The organism is Halomonas getboli (assembly GCF_023094245.1).
GTDB lineage: Bacteria > Pseudomonadota > Gammaproteobacteria > Pseudomonadales > Halomonadaceae > Halomonas > Halomonas getboli.
In genome coordinates, this window is the sequence record NZ_JALMEW010000001.1 from 282,774 (window position 1) to 298,498 (window position 15,725).

At 70.0% G+C, this 15,725-nt stretch carries 18 protein-coding genes; 17 read left to right on the plus strand and 1 reads right to left on the minus strand.

The annotated features are described in order from the left end of the window. The first annotated feature begins 27 nt into the window (after positions 1-27). On the plus strand, positions 28-1,110 hold the full coding sequence (gene sppA, locus MYL53_RS01395; RefSeq protein WP_247851570.1) for a signal peptide peptidase SppA: 1,083 nt from the start codon (positions 28-30) through the stop codon (positions 1,108-1,110). Between the two features lie 121 nt (positions 1,111-1,231). Here sppA and MYL53_RS01400 read toward each other — a convergent pair whose 3' ends face one another. After that, a complete protein-coding gene (locus MYL53_RS01400; RefSeq protein ID WP_247851571.1) occupies positions 1,232-1,813 on the minus strand; it encodes a Maf family protein in 582 nt (193 codons plus the stop codon). Positions 1,814-1,929: 116 nt separating this feature from the next. Here MYL53_RS01400 and MYL53_RS01405 point away from each other — a divergent pair, with 116 nt between their 5' ends. The 16 genes from MYL53_RS01405 (at position 1,930) to MYL53_RS01480 (ending at position 15,706) form a co-directional block, all read left to right on the plus strand. Then, positions 1,930-2,460: a YceD family protein gene (locus MYL53_RS01405; protein ID WP_247852356.1), complete on the plus strand. Its 531-nt coding sequence runs from the start codon at positions 1,930-1,932 to the stop codon at positions 2,458-2,460. A 32-nt stretch (positions 2,461-2,492) separates the two neighbouring features. After that, complete coding sequence (rpmF, locus tag MYL53_RS01410) at positions 2,493-2,666, plus strand: 50S ribosomal protein L32 (RefSeq protein ID WP_016854357.1); 174 nt, start codon at positions 2,493-2,495, stop codon at positions 2,664-2,666. Positions 2,667-2,708: 42 nt separating this feature from the next. Beyond that, a complete protein-coding gene (plsX, locus tag MYL53_RS01415; protein WP_247851572.1) occupies positions 2,709-3,827 on the plus strand; it encodes a phosphate acyltransferase PlsX in 1,119 nt (372 codons plus the stop codon). Positions 3,828-3,838: 11 nt separating this feature from the next. Further along, positions 3,839-4,810, plus strand: a complete 972-nt coding sequence (gene fabD / locus MYL53_RS01420; protein ID WP_247851573.1) for an ACP S-malonyltransferase — start codon at positions 3,839-3,841, stop codon at positions 4,808-4,810. 32 nt (positions 4,811-4,842) lie between these two features. Beyond that, entirely contained in the window at positions 4,843-5,586 is a 744-nt protein-coding gene (gene fabG / locus MYL53_RS01425) for a 3-oxoacyl-ACP reductase FabG (RefSeq protein ID WP_247851574.1), read from the plus strand. A gap of 125 nt (positions 5,587-5,711) precedes the next feature. Next, positions 5,712-5,945: an acyl carrier protein gene (gene acpP, locus MYL53_RS01430; RefSeq protein WP_083005609.1), complete on the plus strand. Its 234-nt coding sequence runs from the start codon at positions 5,712-5,714 to the stop codon at positions 5,943-5,945. Between the two features lie 193 nt (positions 5,946-6,138). Continuing rightward, positions 6,139-7,377 (plus strand): beta-ketoacyl-ACP synthase II, encoded by a 1,239-nt coding sequence (gene fabF, locus MYL53_RS01435; protein WP_247851575.1) that lies wholly within the window; start codon positions 6,139-6,141, stop codon positions 7,375-7,377. 2 nt (positions 7,378-7,379) lie between these two features. Then, entirely contained in the window at positions 7,380-8,210 is an 831-nt protein-coding gene (gene pabC, locus MYL53_RS01440) for an aminodeoxychorismate lyase (protein WP_247851576.1), read from the plus strand. A 13-nt stretch (positions 8,211-8,223) separates the two neighbouring features. Continuing rightward, positions 8,224-9,228, plus strand: a complete 1,005-nt coding sequence (gene mltG, locus MYL53_RS01445; protein ID WP_247851577.1) for an endolytic transglycosylase MltG — start codon at positions 8,224-8,226, stop codon at positions 9,226-9,228. A gap of 14 nt (positions 9,229-9,242) precedes the next feature. Then, a complete protein-coding gene (tmk, locus tag MYL53_RS01450; RefSeq protein WP_247851578.1) occupies positions 9,243-9,893 on the plus strand; it encodes a dTMP kinase in 651 nt (216 codons plus the stop codon). Further along, positions 9,890-10,879, plus strand: coding sequence for a DNA polymerase III subunit delta' (locus MYL53_RS01455; RefSeq protein ID WP_247851579.1), 990 nt, complete (start codon positions 9,890-9,892; stop codon positions 10,877-10,879). The genes tmk and MYL53_RS01455 overlap by 4 nt, the downstream gene beginning before the upstream one ends. 25 nt (positions 10,880-10,904) lie before the next feature. Then, positions 10,905-11,240, plus strand: a complete 336-nt coding sequence (locus MYL53_RS01460; RefSeq protein ID WP_247851580.1) for a PilZ domain-containing protein — start codon at positions 10,905-10,907, stop codon at positions 11,238-11,240. Between the two features lie 48 nt (positions 11,241-11,288). Then, the gene (locus MYL53_RS01465) at positions 11,289-12,119 is read left to right on the plus strand and encodes a TatD family hydrolase (RefSeq protein WP_247851581.1); all 831 of its coding nucleotides are present in this window, start codon (positions 11,289-11,291) and stop codon (positions 12,117-12,119) included. A gap of 22 nt (positions 12,120-12,141) precedes the next feature. Continuing rightward, positions 12,142-12,681 (plus strand): DUF1285 domain-containing protein, encoded by a 540-nt coding sequence (locus MYL53_RS01470; RefSeq protein WP_247851582.1) that lies wholly within the window; start codon positions 12,142-12,144, stop codon positions 12,679-12,681. Beyond that, on the plus strand, positions 12,678-14,879 hold the full coding sequence (locus tag MYL53_RS01475) for an ATP-dependent helicase (RefSeq protein ID WP_247851583.1): 2,202 nt from the start codon (positions 12,678-12,680) through the stop codon (positions 14,877-14,879). Before MYL53_RS01470 ends, MYL53_RS01475 begins: the two co-directional genes overlap by 4 nt. Next, on the plus strand, positions 14,876-15,706 hold the full coding sequence (locus tag MYL53_RS01480; RefSeq protein WP_247851584.1) for a sulfurtransferase: 831 nt from the start codon (positions 14,876-14,878) through the stop codon (positions 15,704-15,706). The genes MYL53_RS01475 and MYL53_RS01480 overlap by 4 nt, the downstream gene beginning before the upstream one ends. The last annotated feature ends 19 nt before the right edge of the window (positions 15,707-15,725 follow it).

The window sequence follows — 15,725 nt, forward strand, 5'->3', positions numbered from 1 at the left end:
CACCTGCCCTTCAAGAGGAGTGATGTCATGGAAGACGATCGACGCGACGACTGGACGCAGGGTCCCGAGCTCAGCGCCGAACAGGCCCGGGAAGCGCAGCGTCGGCGCGAAGGGGATGAGACGCCGCAGGCGAGCGATGAAGACGCCGAGACGCTGCGCGAACGGCAGCGCCTCGCCCAGCAGGCGATGCTCGACCGCTGGATCGATGGTGTGCTGGTCGAGCAGCGTCGATCGCGGCGCTGGAAGCTGTTCTTCCGCTTCCTGTTCGCCTTGCTGATCCTGGCCTCGCTGTCCACCACGCTCTACGGGCTGTTCGTGGTGCCGGGTGCGACCAGCGCCGCCGGTCCGCACCTGGGTATCGTCCAGGTCGAGGGCGTGATCGATGGCGACGCCCGAGCCAGCGCCGAGCGCGTCATCGAGGGCGTGCAGCGCGCCTGGAAGGCACCGGGCGCCGAGGCGGTGGTGCTGCATATCGACAGCCCCGGCGGCAGTCCGGTGCAGTCGCAGCGCATCTATGACGAGCTGATGCGCCTGCGCGTGCAGGGCGACAAGCCGATCATCGCCGTGATCGAGGACATCGGCGCCAGCGGTGCCTACTATATCGCTTCGGCGGCCGACGAGATCGTCGCCGCGCCGGCCAGCCTGGTGGGGTCGATCGGGGTGATCAACGCAGGCTTCGGCTTCAAGGAAGCGCTCGAGCGTCTGGGGGTCGAGCGCCGGGTGTTCACCGCTGGCGATAACAAGGCCTTCCTCGATCCCTTCTCGGACATTTCTCCCGAGCAGCGCGACTTCTGGCAGCGGGTGCTGGCCACGACCCATCGCCAGTTCATCGATGACGTCAAGGCCGGGCGCGGCGATCGGCTGGCCGACGACGAGCGGCTGTTCAGCGGTCTGATCTGGACCGGCGAGCAGGCACTCGATCTGGGGCTGGTGGACGAGCTGGGCAGCCTCGACACCCTGGCGCGGGAGCGGCTGGAGACGCCGCGCACCCAGGATTACACGCCGCAGCTCGATCCGTTCGAGCGCCTGGCGCGGCGCTTCGGTCGTGTCGCCGCCGAGTGGGTCGGCGTGCCCCAGGCCGCCTCGCCGCTGCGCTATCAGATTTACTAGCCGGATCAAGCGTAGCAAGGCGCCTCTCGCCCCTTGCTACGCTTGCCTCGCACCTCGCACCTCGCACCTCGCACCTCGCACCTCGCACCTCGCACCTCGCACCTCGCACCTCGCACCTCGCTCAGCCCAGCGGATCCAGCCCGGCCTCTCGCAGCAGTTGGCAGAGGCGAATCAGCGGTAGCCCGATCAGCGTATTGGGGTCGTCGCCCTCGAGGCGCTCGAACAGGGTGATGCCCAGGCCTTCCATGCGGAAGCTGCCGGCGCTGTCCAGCGGCCGCTCGCGCTCGACGTAGCGGGCGATCTCGGTCTCGCTCAGCTGGCGGAACACCACGTCGTAGCGCTCGTGGCAGACCCGATGGCTGGCGTTGCGCGTGTCGATCAGCGCCAGCCCGGTCAGGAAACTGACCCGATGGCCCGAGAAGCGCGCCAGCTGGGCGCGGGCGGCGGCCTCGTCGGCGGGCTTGCCCAGCGCTTCGCCGTCGAAGACCGCCACCTGATCGGAGCCGATGATCAGGTGATCCGGCCAGTCGGCGGCGAGCCGCTCGGCCTTGGCCAGCGATAGCCGATGCACCAGCGCGCGGGGCGTTTCGCCGGAGCGGGGCGTCTCGTCGATGTCCGGGCTCTCCCAGGCGCAGGGAAGTGCCAGTCGGTCGAGCAGCTGGCGGCGAAAGCGAGAGCTCGAGGCGAGCACCAGGCGTGGCATGGCAGGTTCCTTACTTGGCTGGATCGGGGCGGCCGGAGCCGCGATGGGAGGGCATTGTAACCCCGAACCCCGAGGGCTTTGACAGGGGGGAGGGGAGTGCCTATCATTGCGCGCCTATGTTGACCTCACATCTCCCAGGCAGGGTCGAGCCGTACAAGCTCGCGACTCATGCCGAACATCTCGAAGGCCTGGTGGCGCTGGGCGATATGCCGCGTCTTGCCGAAGAGGCTGGCGCGCAGGACGGTCATGCCCAGGTATGGCTGGATTTCGCCATCGACGCCCAGGGACGTCGGGAGATTCGCGGTCGCCTGACGGCCGAGCTGCAGCTGCTGTGTCGTCGCTGCCTCTCGCCCATGCCGCAGGCGGTCGAGAGCGAATTTCTGCTGGGGATGGTCACCAGTGATGCCCTGGCAGCCGATCTGCCGAGCACCCATGAGCCGGTGCTGGTGGAAAACGAACAGCTGAACCTGCTGGCGGTGATCGAGGATGAGCTGATCCTCAGTCTGCCCCAGGTGGTTTACCACGACGAGGCTGACTGCGCGGTCTCGCGCGACCAGCTGAGCAGTGGGGACGGCGCCGAGCAGGCCTCGAGCGCGCCCTCGAAGAATCCCTTTGAGGTGCTCAAGCAGCTCAAGGGCAAAACCTGATACTTCATCGATTCACTCTGGAGTGATATCTCATGGCAGTTCAACAGAACCGCAAGACCCGTTCCAAGCGCGGCATGCGTCGCAGCCACGACGCCCTGGCCGACAACAAGGCGCTGTCCCAGGACAAGGAGACCGGTACCACTCACCTGCGTCACCACGTCTCTCCGGACGGCTTCTACAAGGGTCGCAAGGTCGTCGACGCCTGAGGCGACGCGTCCCGAACGCCATGACGCTTGCCGCCCGCTGACATGCGGATTGCCGTCGATGCGATGGGCGGGGATCTCGGTCCCCGCGCCACCGTGGCCGGCGCGGCAAGCGCCGTCATGGCCGACCCCGGGCTCGAGATCCGGCTGTTCGGCCCCGCCGCACGGCTGGAGCAGGAGCTCTCCCGGCTGCCGCGGTCTCTCGCCGCGGCGTCGTCGCATCTGAGCATCGAGAACGCTGCCGCGGAGATTCGCCAGGACCAGCGTCCGGCCCAGGCGTTGCGCCACGGTCGCGACTCCAGTATGGCGGCCATGCTGACCTGCCTGGCGCGCGGCGAGGTCGAGGCCGGCGTCAGCGCCGGCAACACCGGTGCGCTGATGGCGCTGTCACGGCGCGAACTGGGAACGGTGGCGGGCGTGGCGCGCCCGGCGATCAGCACGGCCATTCCCACCGATCGGGAAGGGCGCTGCTATCTGCTCGACCTGGGCGCCAACGTCGATGTCGATGCCCGACGGCTGCTCGATTTCGCGCTGATGGGCGAGATCATGGCGCGCCACGTGGACGGGCTTGAGCAGCCACGCGTGGCGCTGCTGAATGTCGGCGTCGAGGGCACCAAGGGACCGTCGAGCGTGCAGCAGGCGGATCGGATGCTGCGCCGCGTGCGCGGCATGCGCTATATCGGCTTCATCGAGGGCGACGGGATCTTCGCCGGTGAGGCCGACGTGGTTGTGTGCGACGGTTTTGTCGGCAATGCCGTGCTTAAGGCCAGCGAGGGGCTGGCGAAGATGCTGGTGCGGCGGGTCCAGGCGACCTTCGAGGCGCACTGGACCAGTCGCCTGGTCGGTGCGCTGGCGCGCCCGGCGCTGGCCCGCCTGCGTCGGGAGCTGGATCCGGTGCGCTACAATGGCGCCAGCCTGCTGGGTCTGGATGGCATCGTCATCAAGAGCCATGGCAGTGCCGATGCCGCGGGCTTTCATTACGCCGTGGCTCGCGCCGTCCAGGAAGTGCATCATGGCCTGCCCGAGCGGCTGGCCGTCGAACTTGGCCGGCAACGGTCCGTCGTCGCTTCGGCCGCCGCTGGCGACCGAGCCGACAGCGGATCCAGGACTCGCGGCGTCGTCGATACGGACGATGACGGCTCCGCGATCAGTCAAACAGAGTAAAGGTGATCGACATGACACAACCCCTTGCCCTCATCTTTCCCGGGCAGGGCTCCCAGCAGATCGGCATGCTGCGCGAGCTGGCGGAACGCTACAGCGTGGTGCGGACCACCTTCGAGGAGGCCGCCGACGCGCTGGGCTACGATCTGTGGCAGGTGGTCCAGGAAGGGCCCGCCGACGCACTCAATGCCACCGCCTGCACTCAGCCGGCGCTGCTGACCGCCAGCGTCGCCATCTGGCGCGTCTGGCAGGAGCTCGAGGGGCCGCGCCCGGGCGCCATGGCCGGCCATAGCCTGGGCGAATACAGCGCCATGGTCTGTGCCGGCGCGCTGTCGTTCGCCGACGGCGTGCGGCTGGTCAAGCTGCGCGGCGAGGCGATGCAGGAGGCCGTGCCCATGGGGCAGGGCGCCATGGCCGCCATCCTCGGCCTGGACGACGCCGCCGTCGAGCAGGCCTGCGCTCAGGCCGCCGAGGGCGAGGTGGTGTCCGCGGTGAACTACAATGCGCCGGGTCAGGTGGTCATCGCCGGTGCCAAGGGTGCCGTCGAGCGCGCCATCGCCGCCTGTCAGGAGGCCGGTGCCAAGCGTGCCATGCCGCTGCCGGTATCGGTGCCGTCGCACTGTGATCTGATGCGCCCGGCCGCCGAGCGCCTGGCGGCGGCGATGGATGACATTGCCCTGCGCGCGCCGCGCTACACCGTGGTGCAGAACGTCGATGCCCAGGCCCATGCCGATGTCGACACCCTGCGCACGCGCCTGATCGAGCAGCTCTACCAGCCGGTGCGCTGGACCTCCTGCGTCGAGAACATGGTCGGCCAGGGCGCCGAAGTGTTCATCGAGTGCGGGCCGGGCAAGGTGCTCACCGGCCTGAACAAGCGAATCGCCCGGGGCAGCCGCGGCCTGGCGGTCAACGATCCCGACAGCCTCTCGGCGGCCCTCGAGCTGGCCCGCGAGGCGGCCGGGCAGTCACCGTCGGCCAACGGCTGACCCTCCTCTCCTGGACGAGAACGGAAGAGACCATGTCAAGCGAGTCTAGAGTCGCCCTGATCACCGGGGCCAGCCGTGGCATCGGCCGCGCCATCGCCCACGAGCTCGGCCGCCAGGGCCGTATCGTGATCGGTACCGCCACCAGCGACGCCGGTGCCGAGCGCATCGACGCCGACCTCAAGGCGCAGGGCTTCGAGGGTGCGGGGCGTCGTCTCGACGTCACCGACCAAGCCAGCGTCGATGGGCTGATTCAGTCCATCAACGAGGAGTTCGGGGCGCCGACCATCCTGGTCAACAACGCCGGGATCACCCGTGACAATCTGCTGATGCGGATGAAGGAAGACGAGTGGGATTCCGTCATCGACGCCAATCTCAAGTCCGTGTATCGCGTCAGCAAGGCCTGCCTGCGCGGCATGACCAAGGCGCGCTTCGGCCGCATCGTGTCGGTCAGCTCGGTAGTCGCTACCATGGGCAACCTCGGTCAGACCAACTACGCTGCGGCCAAGGCCGGCATGGAAGGCTTTACCCGGGCGCTGGCCCGTGAGGTTGCCTCGCGCGCCATCACCGTCAACGCCGTGGCGCCGGGCTTCATTGCTACCGACATGACCGAGGCGCTGCCCGAGGCGCAGAAGGATGCGCTGCTCGGCCAGATTCCGCTGGCGCGTCTCGGTCAGCCCGAGGAAATTGCCGCCGCGGTGGGTTTCCTGACTAGCGAACCGGCGGGCTATATCACCGGCGAGACGCTGCACGTCAACGGCGGTATGAACATGCGCTGAAGCCGCGGCATGCGGCGGTTGCGTTGTTCTTGAGCGGTCTATAAACTACCCCGCAGCTTATTGGCTTGCGGATCTGAAACGGCTGGTTAGCAGTCGCTTAACGTGAACGACTGGAGTACTTCATAATGAGCACCATCGAAGAGCGCGTGAAGAAGGTTGTGGCTGAGCGCCTGAACGTCAAGGAAGAGGACATCCAGAACTCTTCTTCTTTCACTGAAGACCTCGGCGCGGATTCCCTGGATACCGTCGAGCTGGTGATGGCGCTCGAAGAGGAATTCGACACCGAGATTCCCGACGAGGAAGCCGAGAAGATCACCACCGTTCAGGAAGCCATCGACTACGTCAACACCCACCAGTAAGGGTGTGTGACACCGCTTGCTGAGGTGTGCCCGGGGTAACATACCCTGGTGAGAGAGCCGTCCTGCCCCGCAGGACGGCTCTCGTGCTATCCAGGGAGGGGTGGCGAGACCACAGCGGGCGCGGACTCGGGTATAATACGCGCCAAGACGGCCCCACGGGGCCGTATCACTATCTGGATCTGGAGGAGAGCGGATGGCTCGTAGAAGGGTTGTGGTGACGGGGCTTGGCCTGGTCACGCCAGTCGGCAATACCGTGGACGAGAGCTGGGGCAACATCCTGGCCGGCAAGAGCGGTATCGCCCCCATCGAGCACTTCGATGCCAGCGGCTTCAACACGCGGTTCGGCGGGTCGGTCAAGGACTTCGACATCAGCCCGTACCTGAACCCGAAAGACGCCCGCAAGATGGATCTGTTCATCCAGTACGGCGTGGCCGCGGGTGGGCAGGCGATCAGCGATGCCGGCATCGAGTGCTCCGAGGAAAACGCCCACCGCATCGGCGTGGCGATCGGTTCCGGCATCGGTGGTCTGCCGATGATCGAGCATAACCATAGCGCCCTGCAGAAGGGTGGCGCGCGCCGCATCTCGCCGTTCTTCGTGCCGGGCTCGATCATCAACATGATCTCCGGCAACCTGGCGATCCAGCACGGCTTCCGCGGCCCCAACATCGCCATCACCACCGCCTGCACCACCGGTACCCATAACATCGGCTACAGCGCCCGCACCATCGCCTACGGCGACGCCGACGTGATGGTCTGCGGCGGCGCCGAGATGGCCACCACGCCGCTGGGCCTGGGCGGCTTCTCCGCGGCCCGCGCGCTGTCGACCCGCAACGACGACCCGGCCGCGGCCAGCCGCCCCTGGGATCGCGATCGCGACGGCTTCGTGCTGTCCGACGGCGCAGGCGTGATGGTGCTCGAGGAATACGAGCACGCCAAGGCCCGTGGCGCGACCATCTACGCCGAGCTGACCGGCTTCGGCATGAGCGACGACGCCCACCACATGACCGCGCCGCCGGAAGACGGCAGCGGGGCCGCCTTGTCGATGGCCAACGCCATCCGCGACGCCAAGATCGATCCGGCCGAGGTGGACTACATCAACGCCCACGGCACCTCCACCGCCGCCGGCGACCTGGCCGAGAGCCGCGCCGTGGAGCGCGTGCTGGGCGAGGCGTCGAAGGACGTGGCGGTCAGCTCCACCAAGTCGATGATCGGCCACCTGCTGGGCGCCGCCGGCGCCGTCGAGGCGGTGTTCTCGGTGCTGGCGATCCGCGATCAGGTCGCACCGCCCACCATCAACCTCGACAATCCCCAGGAAGGCTGCGTGCTCGACTACGTGCCGCACACCGCCCGCGAGATGAAGATCGACGTCAGTCTGTCGAACTCCTTCGGCTTCGGCGGCACCAACGGTACCCTGGTCTTCTCCAAGGTGTGAACATGACGGGCGACGTCGATGTCGCCCGGCTGACGCCGGGGGAGAGCGTGCCCTTCGACGACCGTGGTCTGGCCTACGGCGACGGCCTGTTCGAGACCGTGCTGGTGCGCGACGGCGAGCCGCTGCTGTGGGCCGAGCACCTGGCCCGGCTGGCACGCGGTGCCGAGACCCTCGGCATTCCGATGCCGGATCGGGCCACGCTTGATGCCCTGCCGGCCCGGGCCGGCGAGGGGCTTGCGGTGCTCAAGCTGATGCTGACTCGCGGTTCCGGCGGACGCGGCTATCTCGCGCCGGACGACCCCGCGCCGCGGCTGCGCTGGCAGGTCGCGCCCTTCGCGCCGGCTGAGTCGCGCTGGAAGGAGGGCGTGCGGGTGCGGCACTGCCGGCTGCGGTTGGGTATCCAGCCGGCGCTGGCCGGCCTCAAGCATCTCAATCGTCTGGAGAACGTCCTGGCCCGGGCCGAATGGTCCGACCCCGAGGTCGCCGAGGGGCTGCTCGGCGACGCCGAGGGGCGGCTGGTCGAGGCGACCTGCATGAATCTCTTCTGGTGGCAGGATGGGGCCTGGCTCACGCCGAGGCTCGATCGCTGCGGCGTGGCCGGCACCCTGCGAGCGGCACTGCTCGCCTCCGGCGTGGTCCGAGAGGCAGATGTTCCCGCCGAGACGCTGGCGGCCGCCGAGGCGGTATGCCTGGCCAACTCGGTGCAGGGGCTGTGGCCGGTGGTACGGCTCGACGCCACCGACGGCCGTTGCCTGGCACGCTGGGACATCGACGATCGCCATCGCGCTTTGCAGGCCGAGGCCCACGCCAGTCTCGGCTATCCCCACGATTGAACGAGGACTTTCCATGAAGCGAGTGGCCAAGCTGCTGCCGCTGCTGCTGATCCTGGCGGCACTGGCGCTGGGGGCGGGATATCGCTACTGGCAGACTCGCCTCGAGGCGCCGCTGGCCCTGGATGCGCCGACCCTCTACGAGGTGCCGAGCGGCGCCGGCTTCCAGCGCGTGGTCCGCGAGCTCGGCGAGCGCGGTATCCTGGCCGACGGCTGGGCCTTCCGCCTGCTCGGGCGCCTCGAGCCCGAGGCCATGCCCGACCTGCGCCCCGGCGAGTATCGGCTGACGCCGGGCATGAGCGGCCGCGAGCTGCTCGGCCTGCTGGATCGCCACGAGGTGGTCACCTATCCGCTGACCGTCCCCGAGGGCTGGACCTTCGCTCAGATGCGCGCCGAGCTGGATGCCGCGCCCAAGCTCGAGCACCGCACCGCCGACTGGTCCGACGCCGAGATCATGGCCGCACTCGGCCGCGAGGGAGAGCAGCCAGAAGGGCGCTTCTTCCCCGACACCTATCGCTACCGCAAGGGTGTCAGCGATCTGGCGATCCTGCGCCAGTCGCTGGAGCGCATGGACGACATGCTCGCCGAGGCCTGGGAAGGTCGCGACGACGACCTGCCCCTCGATACGCCCTATCAGGCACTGATCCTGGCCTCGCTGGTGGAGCGCGAGACCGGCGCCCCCGAAGAGCGTGACCGTATCGCCGGCGTCTTCGTGCGTCGCCTGGAGCGGGGCATGCGCCTGCAGACCGACCCCACCGTGATCTACGGCATGGGCGACGACTATGACGGCAACATCACCCGCGCCGACCTGCGCGAGCCTACGCCCTACAACACCTACGTGATCGATGGCCTGCCGCCGACGCCCATCGCCCTGCCGGGCAAGGCGGCGCTGCAGGCGGCGGTGCGTCCCGCCGAGGGGCAGGCGCTCTACTTCGTGGCTCGGGGCGACGGCACCCACCAGTTCTCGCGTTCGCTGCGCGAGCACAATAACGCCGTTAATCGCTACATTCGCAACCGCTGAGCATCGGAGAGACCATGCAACGCCGAGGACGCTTCATCACCCTGGAAGGCGGCGAAGGGGTGGGCAAGTCCACCAACCTGGCCTGGGTCGCCGAGCACCTGGAGGCCTGCGGCCTCGAGGTGGTAAGCACCCGCGAGCCGGGCGGCACGCCGCGCGCCGAGGCGATCCGCGGCCTGCTGCTCGATCCCGCGGCCGACGAGCCGCTGGACGACGACGCCGAGCTGCTGCTGGTGTTCGCCGCCCGCGCCCAGCACCTGGCGCGAGTGGTGCGCCCGGCCCTGGAGCGCGGCGCCTGGGTGGTCTGCGACCGCTTCACCGACGCCACCTTCGCCTACCAGGGTGGCGGGCGTGGCATCCCGTCCGCGCGCATCGCCGAGCTGGAGGCCTTCGTTCAGCAGGGGCTGCAGCCCGACCTGACGCTGCTGCTCGACATGCCGATGGCCGCGGCGCAGCGCCGCCTCGAGGGCCGTCTCGAGCAGAATGGTGGCCAGCGTGACCGCTTCGAGCGCGAGCGGGGCGAGTTCTTCGAGGCCGTGCGCCAGGCCTATCTGGCCCGCGCCGCCGCCGCGCCCGCGCGCATCGCCGTGGTCGACGCCGATCGACCCCTGGCGGACGTGCAGGCCGAGCTCGGCCGCCTGCTGGATGCGCATCTGGAGGCGTCATGAGCGAGCCCCTCCGGCCGCTGCCCTGGCTCGAGCCGCGCTGGCGGGAGCTGATCGCGCTGGCCGAGGCCGGGCGGCTGCCTCATGCGCTGCTGTTCTCCGGCCCCCACGGCGTCGGCAAGCCGTCGCTGGCCGAAGCGCTGATCGCCCGCACCCTGTGCCAGGCGCCGGGCGAGGTCGCCTGCGGCCGCTGCCACGCCTGCCAGATGCTGGCCTCGGGCTATCACCCGGACCTGATGCGGGTGTCGCCGGACGAGGGCAAGCGCCAGATCCGCATCGATGCCATCCGCGAGATCAACGGCTTCGTCTCCCAGACCGCCCAGCAGGGCGGCTATCGGGTGATCGTCATCTCGCCCGCCGAGGCGATGAACGTGGCCGCCTCCAACGCCCTGCTCAAGAGCCTGGAGGAGCCCGGCGGCCGGACCCTGTTCCTGCTGCTCTCGGACATTCCCTCGCACCTGCTGCCGACCATCCGCTCGCGCTGCCAGCACTGGAGCCTGACCGCGCCGGGCGAGGCCGAGTGTCTCGACTGGCTGGCCGAGCGCCTCGGCGGCCGCGACGACGCCCGCTTCTGGTACCAGGCCGCCGGCGGCCTGCCGCTGCGGGCCCTCGAGCTGGCCGAGCCCGATGCCCGGGCGCTGCGCCAGCAGCTCCACGAGACCTTCGACGCCCTGGTGCGCGGCGCCGAGCCGGTGGCCGAGGCCGCGCGCCTGGACCGCCAGTCCCTCGACGCCATCCTGTGGTACGGTATCGCCTGGCTCGAGGATTTGATCCGGCTGGGCCTGTCGGGCGAGAGCGCGACGCTGCGCAACCCCGACCTGCTGCCGCTCTACCGCCAGGCGGTGAAGAACGGCCGGGTCCGCGACTGGTTCCGCCTGCTGGACTATGCTCGCGAACAGCGGCGCCTGCTCGGCGCGGGGGGCAATCCCAACCCGCAGCTGGTGCTGGAAGCCTGGCTGGTGCGCTGGTCCGCCCTGCTGCGCTCCTGAAGACACTGCCCGAGGAGGCTCGTCGATGTCCGCCCAGAAAGCCCTCTCCCTGACGATCCGGGATATCCCCACGCTGCTCTCGGCCTACATGCCGTCGCTGGAGCGCGGCGGCATCTTCGTGCCGACCCGCGAACGCTACGAGCTCGGCCAGGAGGTCTTCGTGCTGCTGACCCTGCCCGACGAGAGCGAGCGCCTGCCGGTCACCGGCCGGGTGGTCTGGGTCTCGCCCGAAGGCGTTTCCGGGCGTCGCGTGCCGGGCATCGGCGTGCATTTCGGCGTCGAGGACCAGGGCGTGCGCGATCATATCGAGACCCTGCTGGCGGGCCAGCTCGACAAGGGCGCGCCGACCTACACGCTCTGACGAGCTTCGAGCGCCTTAACTTACCCTACTTTCCGTGTGAACCTGCCGATGTTTGTCGATTCCCACTGCCATCTCGATCGCCTCGATCCCCGCACCCACGACGGCAATATCGCCGCCGCTCTGGACGCCGCCCGCGCCCGCGACGTGCGCCAGTTCCTGGCCATCGCGGTCACCCTGGAGGAAGTGCCGGGCATCGCCGCCATCGCCCGCGAGCACGACGACGTGGTGATCTCCGCCGGGGTGCACCCGCTGCATGTGGTGCCGGAAGAGCCGAGCGTCGAGGCCATCAAGGAGTGTGCGGAGCGCCATGAGGCGGTGGCAATCGGCGAGACCGGCCTCGACTATCACTACGATGGCGTCTCGCGCGAGGTGCAGCACGAGCGCTTTCGCCGCCATCTGATCGCCGCCACCGAGCTCGAGCTGCCGGTGATCATTCACACCCGCGCCGCGCGCGAGGACACCCTGGCGCTGATCCGCGAGCACGTCGACCCGCGGGTCGGCGGCGTACTGCACTGCTTCACCGAGGACCTGGACATGGCCCGCGAGGCGGTGGCCCACGGCTTCATGATCTCGCTGTCGGGCATCGTCACCTTCCGCAACGCCGAGTCGGTGCGCGAGCTGGCCCGCCAGGTGCCGCTGGATCGCCTGCTGATCGAGACCGACAGCCCCTATCTGGCGCCGGTGCCGCACCGCGGCAAGCCCAACGAGCCGGCCTGGGTGGTCGAGGTCGCCGAGTGCATCGCCGAGGAGCGCGGCATCAGCGTCGAGGAAGTGGCCATGCAGACCACCGCCAACTTCTACCGGTTGTTCAAGGCCGCGGCGCCCGAGGCGTCGGCGGAAGTCCGCGAGGCGCTGTCGCGCTCGGGCCTGGTGGTCTGATCCGGCGCGCAAAGGAGGCGTCATGAACCTGGACACCTGGCTGGCCGGCATTCCGCCCGAAGGCGAGATCCCGCCGCTGGATCGCTGGCATCCCGACTGCCGGGGCGACATGGACCTGACCATCGCCGCCGACGGCCGCTGGATCCACGAGGGGACCGTCATCGCGCGTCCTGCGCTGGTGCGGTTGCTGGCGAGCGTGATGCGCCGCGAGGACGACGGCGAGTACTACCTGGTGACGCCCGGCGAGAAATGGCGTATCCGCGTCGAGGATCGCCCGCTGATGATCGTCGATGCCGAGCGCGATGCCGCCGGCGACTGGCGGCTGGTCACCAATGCCGGCGATCGCGTGAGGCTCGACGCCGAGCGCCGGCTGACGGTCAGCGACACGCCCCGCGGCGAGGCCGTGCCGGAGGTACCGGTACGCCTCGGTCTGGCCGCGCGGCTCTCGCGCAACGTCTTCTATCGCCTCGCCGAGGCCGCCGAGTGCCGCGGCGACGAGCTGGGCCTTCAGAGCGGCGGCGCCTGGCATTCGCTGGGCCGCTGGGACGACGAGGCATCATGAGGCTGACGCCGGAACAGCACGCCGTGGTCGGCCATCCCGATGGCCATGCCCGGGTCGCCGCCGTGGCCGGGGCGGGCAAGACCACCACCCTGGTGGCGCGGGTGCTGCACCTGCTCGAGCGCGGCATGGCACCCGGGCGCATCCTGGTGCTGATGTTCAACCGCTCGGCGCGGGAGGACTTCCAGTCCCGGCTGGCCGCGGCGGCGCCCGCCGGCCAGGCGCTGCCCGACGTGCGCACCTTCCACTCGCTGGGCCATCGCCTGACCCAGAGCCTGACCCGCTGGGGCGTGCTGGAGAACCGCCGTCTGCTGACCGCCGACTGGCAACTCGAGCGGCTGCTGCGCCAGGCTACCCAGCAGTCGCTGGAGGCCTTCCCCGAGGCCGGCGAGCGCGCTCTGGAGGCCGAGAAGCTCGAGGCCCTGGCCCATTTCAGCGGCCTGGTGAAGGCCGAGATGGCCGAGCCCGCCGAACTCTACGCCCGCCTCGACTTCGGCGAGGACACCGAGCACTTCGTCGCCGCCTTCGAACACGCCGAGACCCTGCTCGCCGACCAGGGCCTGATGACCTACGCCGACCTGCTGTACCGGCCGGTGCGGGCGCTGGAGGCCGATCCCGCGCTGCGCGCCCGGGTCCAGGGCTTCCTCGACCAGGTGATCATCGACGAGTACCAGGACATCAACCCCACCCAGCAGCGCCTGCTGGCGGTGCTGGCCGGTCGCGACGCGGCGGTGATGGCGGTGGGCGATGCCAACCAGTGCATCTACGAGTGGCGCGGCGCCCACCCCGACACCATGCTCGAGGACTTCACCGCCATCTTCGGCGAGGCCCGGGACTACCCGCTCTCGACCACCTTCCGCCACGGCCACGCCCTGGCGCTGGCGGCCAATCACGCCATCGAGGCCAACCGGCGGCGACCGGACCAGCTGTGCCTGGCCGCGCCGGACAACCCGGATACCCGGCTGGCGGTAGGGCAGGGCAGCCAGGCGCTGCTCGACGAGCTGGCCGGCTGGCAGCGCGACGGCCGCCGCCTCGATGAGGCCTGCCTGCTGGTACGCAGCTGGGCGCTGTCGGTGCCGCTGCAGCTGGCGCTGCTGCGCGAGGGGGTGCCCTTCCGGCTGTCCCGGGAGGACCGCTTCGTGTTCCGCCTGCCGCTGGTCGAGGCGCTGGCCGGCTACCTGGCGCTGGCGCTCGACGGCCAGCTGCTGCGCGATCCCGGCCATCTGCTGCTGCTGCTCGCCCAGCCCACGCCCTTCGTGCCCCGCGAACGCCTCTCGGCGCTGGCCGCCCGGCTGGCCGAGACCCAGCGCTGGCCGGAGCGCCAGGACCCGCTGCTGGCCTCGCTCAAGCCGCACCAGCGGCGTACCCTCAAGCGACGCTGGGCGCTGCTGTGCGAGCTGCCCAAACGCGGCGGCTGGTCGCCGGCCAAGCTGCTCGAGCACGTGGTCGAGGAGGTCGAGGCCGAGAAGGTGCTCAAGCGCGCCGCGGCGCGGCGTGACAAGGGCGAGGAGGACGTGCGTCTGCTCGACGTGCTGGTCGAACAGGCCCGAGAGGCCGAGCATCTTGGCGCCTTCATCGAGCTGCTGCGCCGCCCGGTGGAGAACCGCGACGACGGCGTGCTGATCACCACCGTGCACGGCGCCAAGGGGCTGGAGTGGCCGCTGGTGATGCTCGGCGGCGTCAACGAGGAAGACTTCCCGCACTATACCCGCGACAACCCGCTGAGCCCGGCGCGCCTCGAGGAGGAGCGGCGGCTGTTCTACGTGGCGATCACCCGCGCCTGCGAGCGGCTGGTGATGCTGCATGATGGCGGCGATCACCGGCCCAGCCGCTTCCTCGGCGAGACTGCCTGGCAGGACGGCCAGCGGGTGGCCGAGCGCCTCGTCGCCGAGGGCGTCGATGAGCCGGCGGCGCCGCTGCGGGTCTCCCGCCCGGCGCTGGTGCAGCGCTACCTCGAGCGCCTGGGCCGGCCGCTGCCCGTCGAGGCCGCCGCGGCGCAGACGGGGCAGGTCGCCGATAGCGCCGTCGACTACCGGGTCGGCCAGCGCCTCAACCATGCCGTCTTCGGCGAGGGCGAGATCAGCGTGGTGGAAGGCGATCCGGCGAATCCGGTGATCGAGGTGCGATTCCGTCAGGCCGGCCGCAGGCGACTGATCGCCCGGCGGGCCCCCATCGAATGGCTGGAAGGAGAGGGCGCATGAACGTGTTGATCGAAGCCACCGAGCTGGCCGAGGCGCTGGCGGGCGACGCCCCGCCGCTGGTGCTGGACTGCCGGGCGCGGCTCGGCGACCCCGAGGCCGGCGAGCGGCTGTGGCGCGAGGGCCATGTGCCGGGCAGCCAGCATCTGGACATGGATCGCGACCTGGCCACCTCGCCGGGAGAGAACGGCGCGGGCGGGCGTCATCCGCTGCCGAGCCGCGAGGCCTTCGCGGCAACGCTGCGCCGCCTCGGGGTGACGCCCGAGCGGCCGGTGGTGGTCTACGACGATACCGGCGGCCAGCTGGCCGCGGCCCGGGCCTGGTGGATGATCGCCCGCTGGGCCGGCCACCCCGACGTTCGGCTGCTGAATGGCAGCCTCGGCGCCTGGCAGGCCGCCGGCGGCGAGCTGCCGCTGGGCCGCGAGCCGGCCCCCGCGCCGAGCGACTGGTCGCCCGACTACCGCGACGATGTGATGGTACAGGCCGATGAGGTGTTCTCCGGCCGCGCGCTGAAGCTCGATGCGCGCCCCGCCGGTCGTTTCCGCGGCGAGGGCGAGACCGTCGACCCGGTGGCGGGCCACATTCCCGGCGCGCGAAGCCGCCCCAGTGCCGAGAACCTCGACGCCAACGGCCGATTCAAGTCGCCCGAGACGCTCGACGCCGAGCTGCCGGATGCGGACCCGGTGATCGCCTACTGCGGCTCCGGCGTCACCGCCTGCCACGACATCCTCGCCTACGCCATCGCCGGCCGCCCGCTGCCGCGACTCTACGTTGGCTCCTGGAGCGACTGGATCACCGACGCCGACAGGCCCATCGCCACCGGCGACTGAGTCCGGCGTCGCCGGTCCA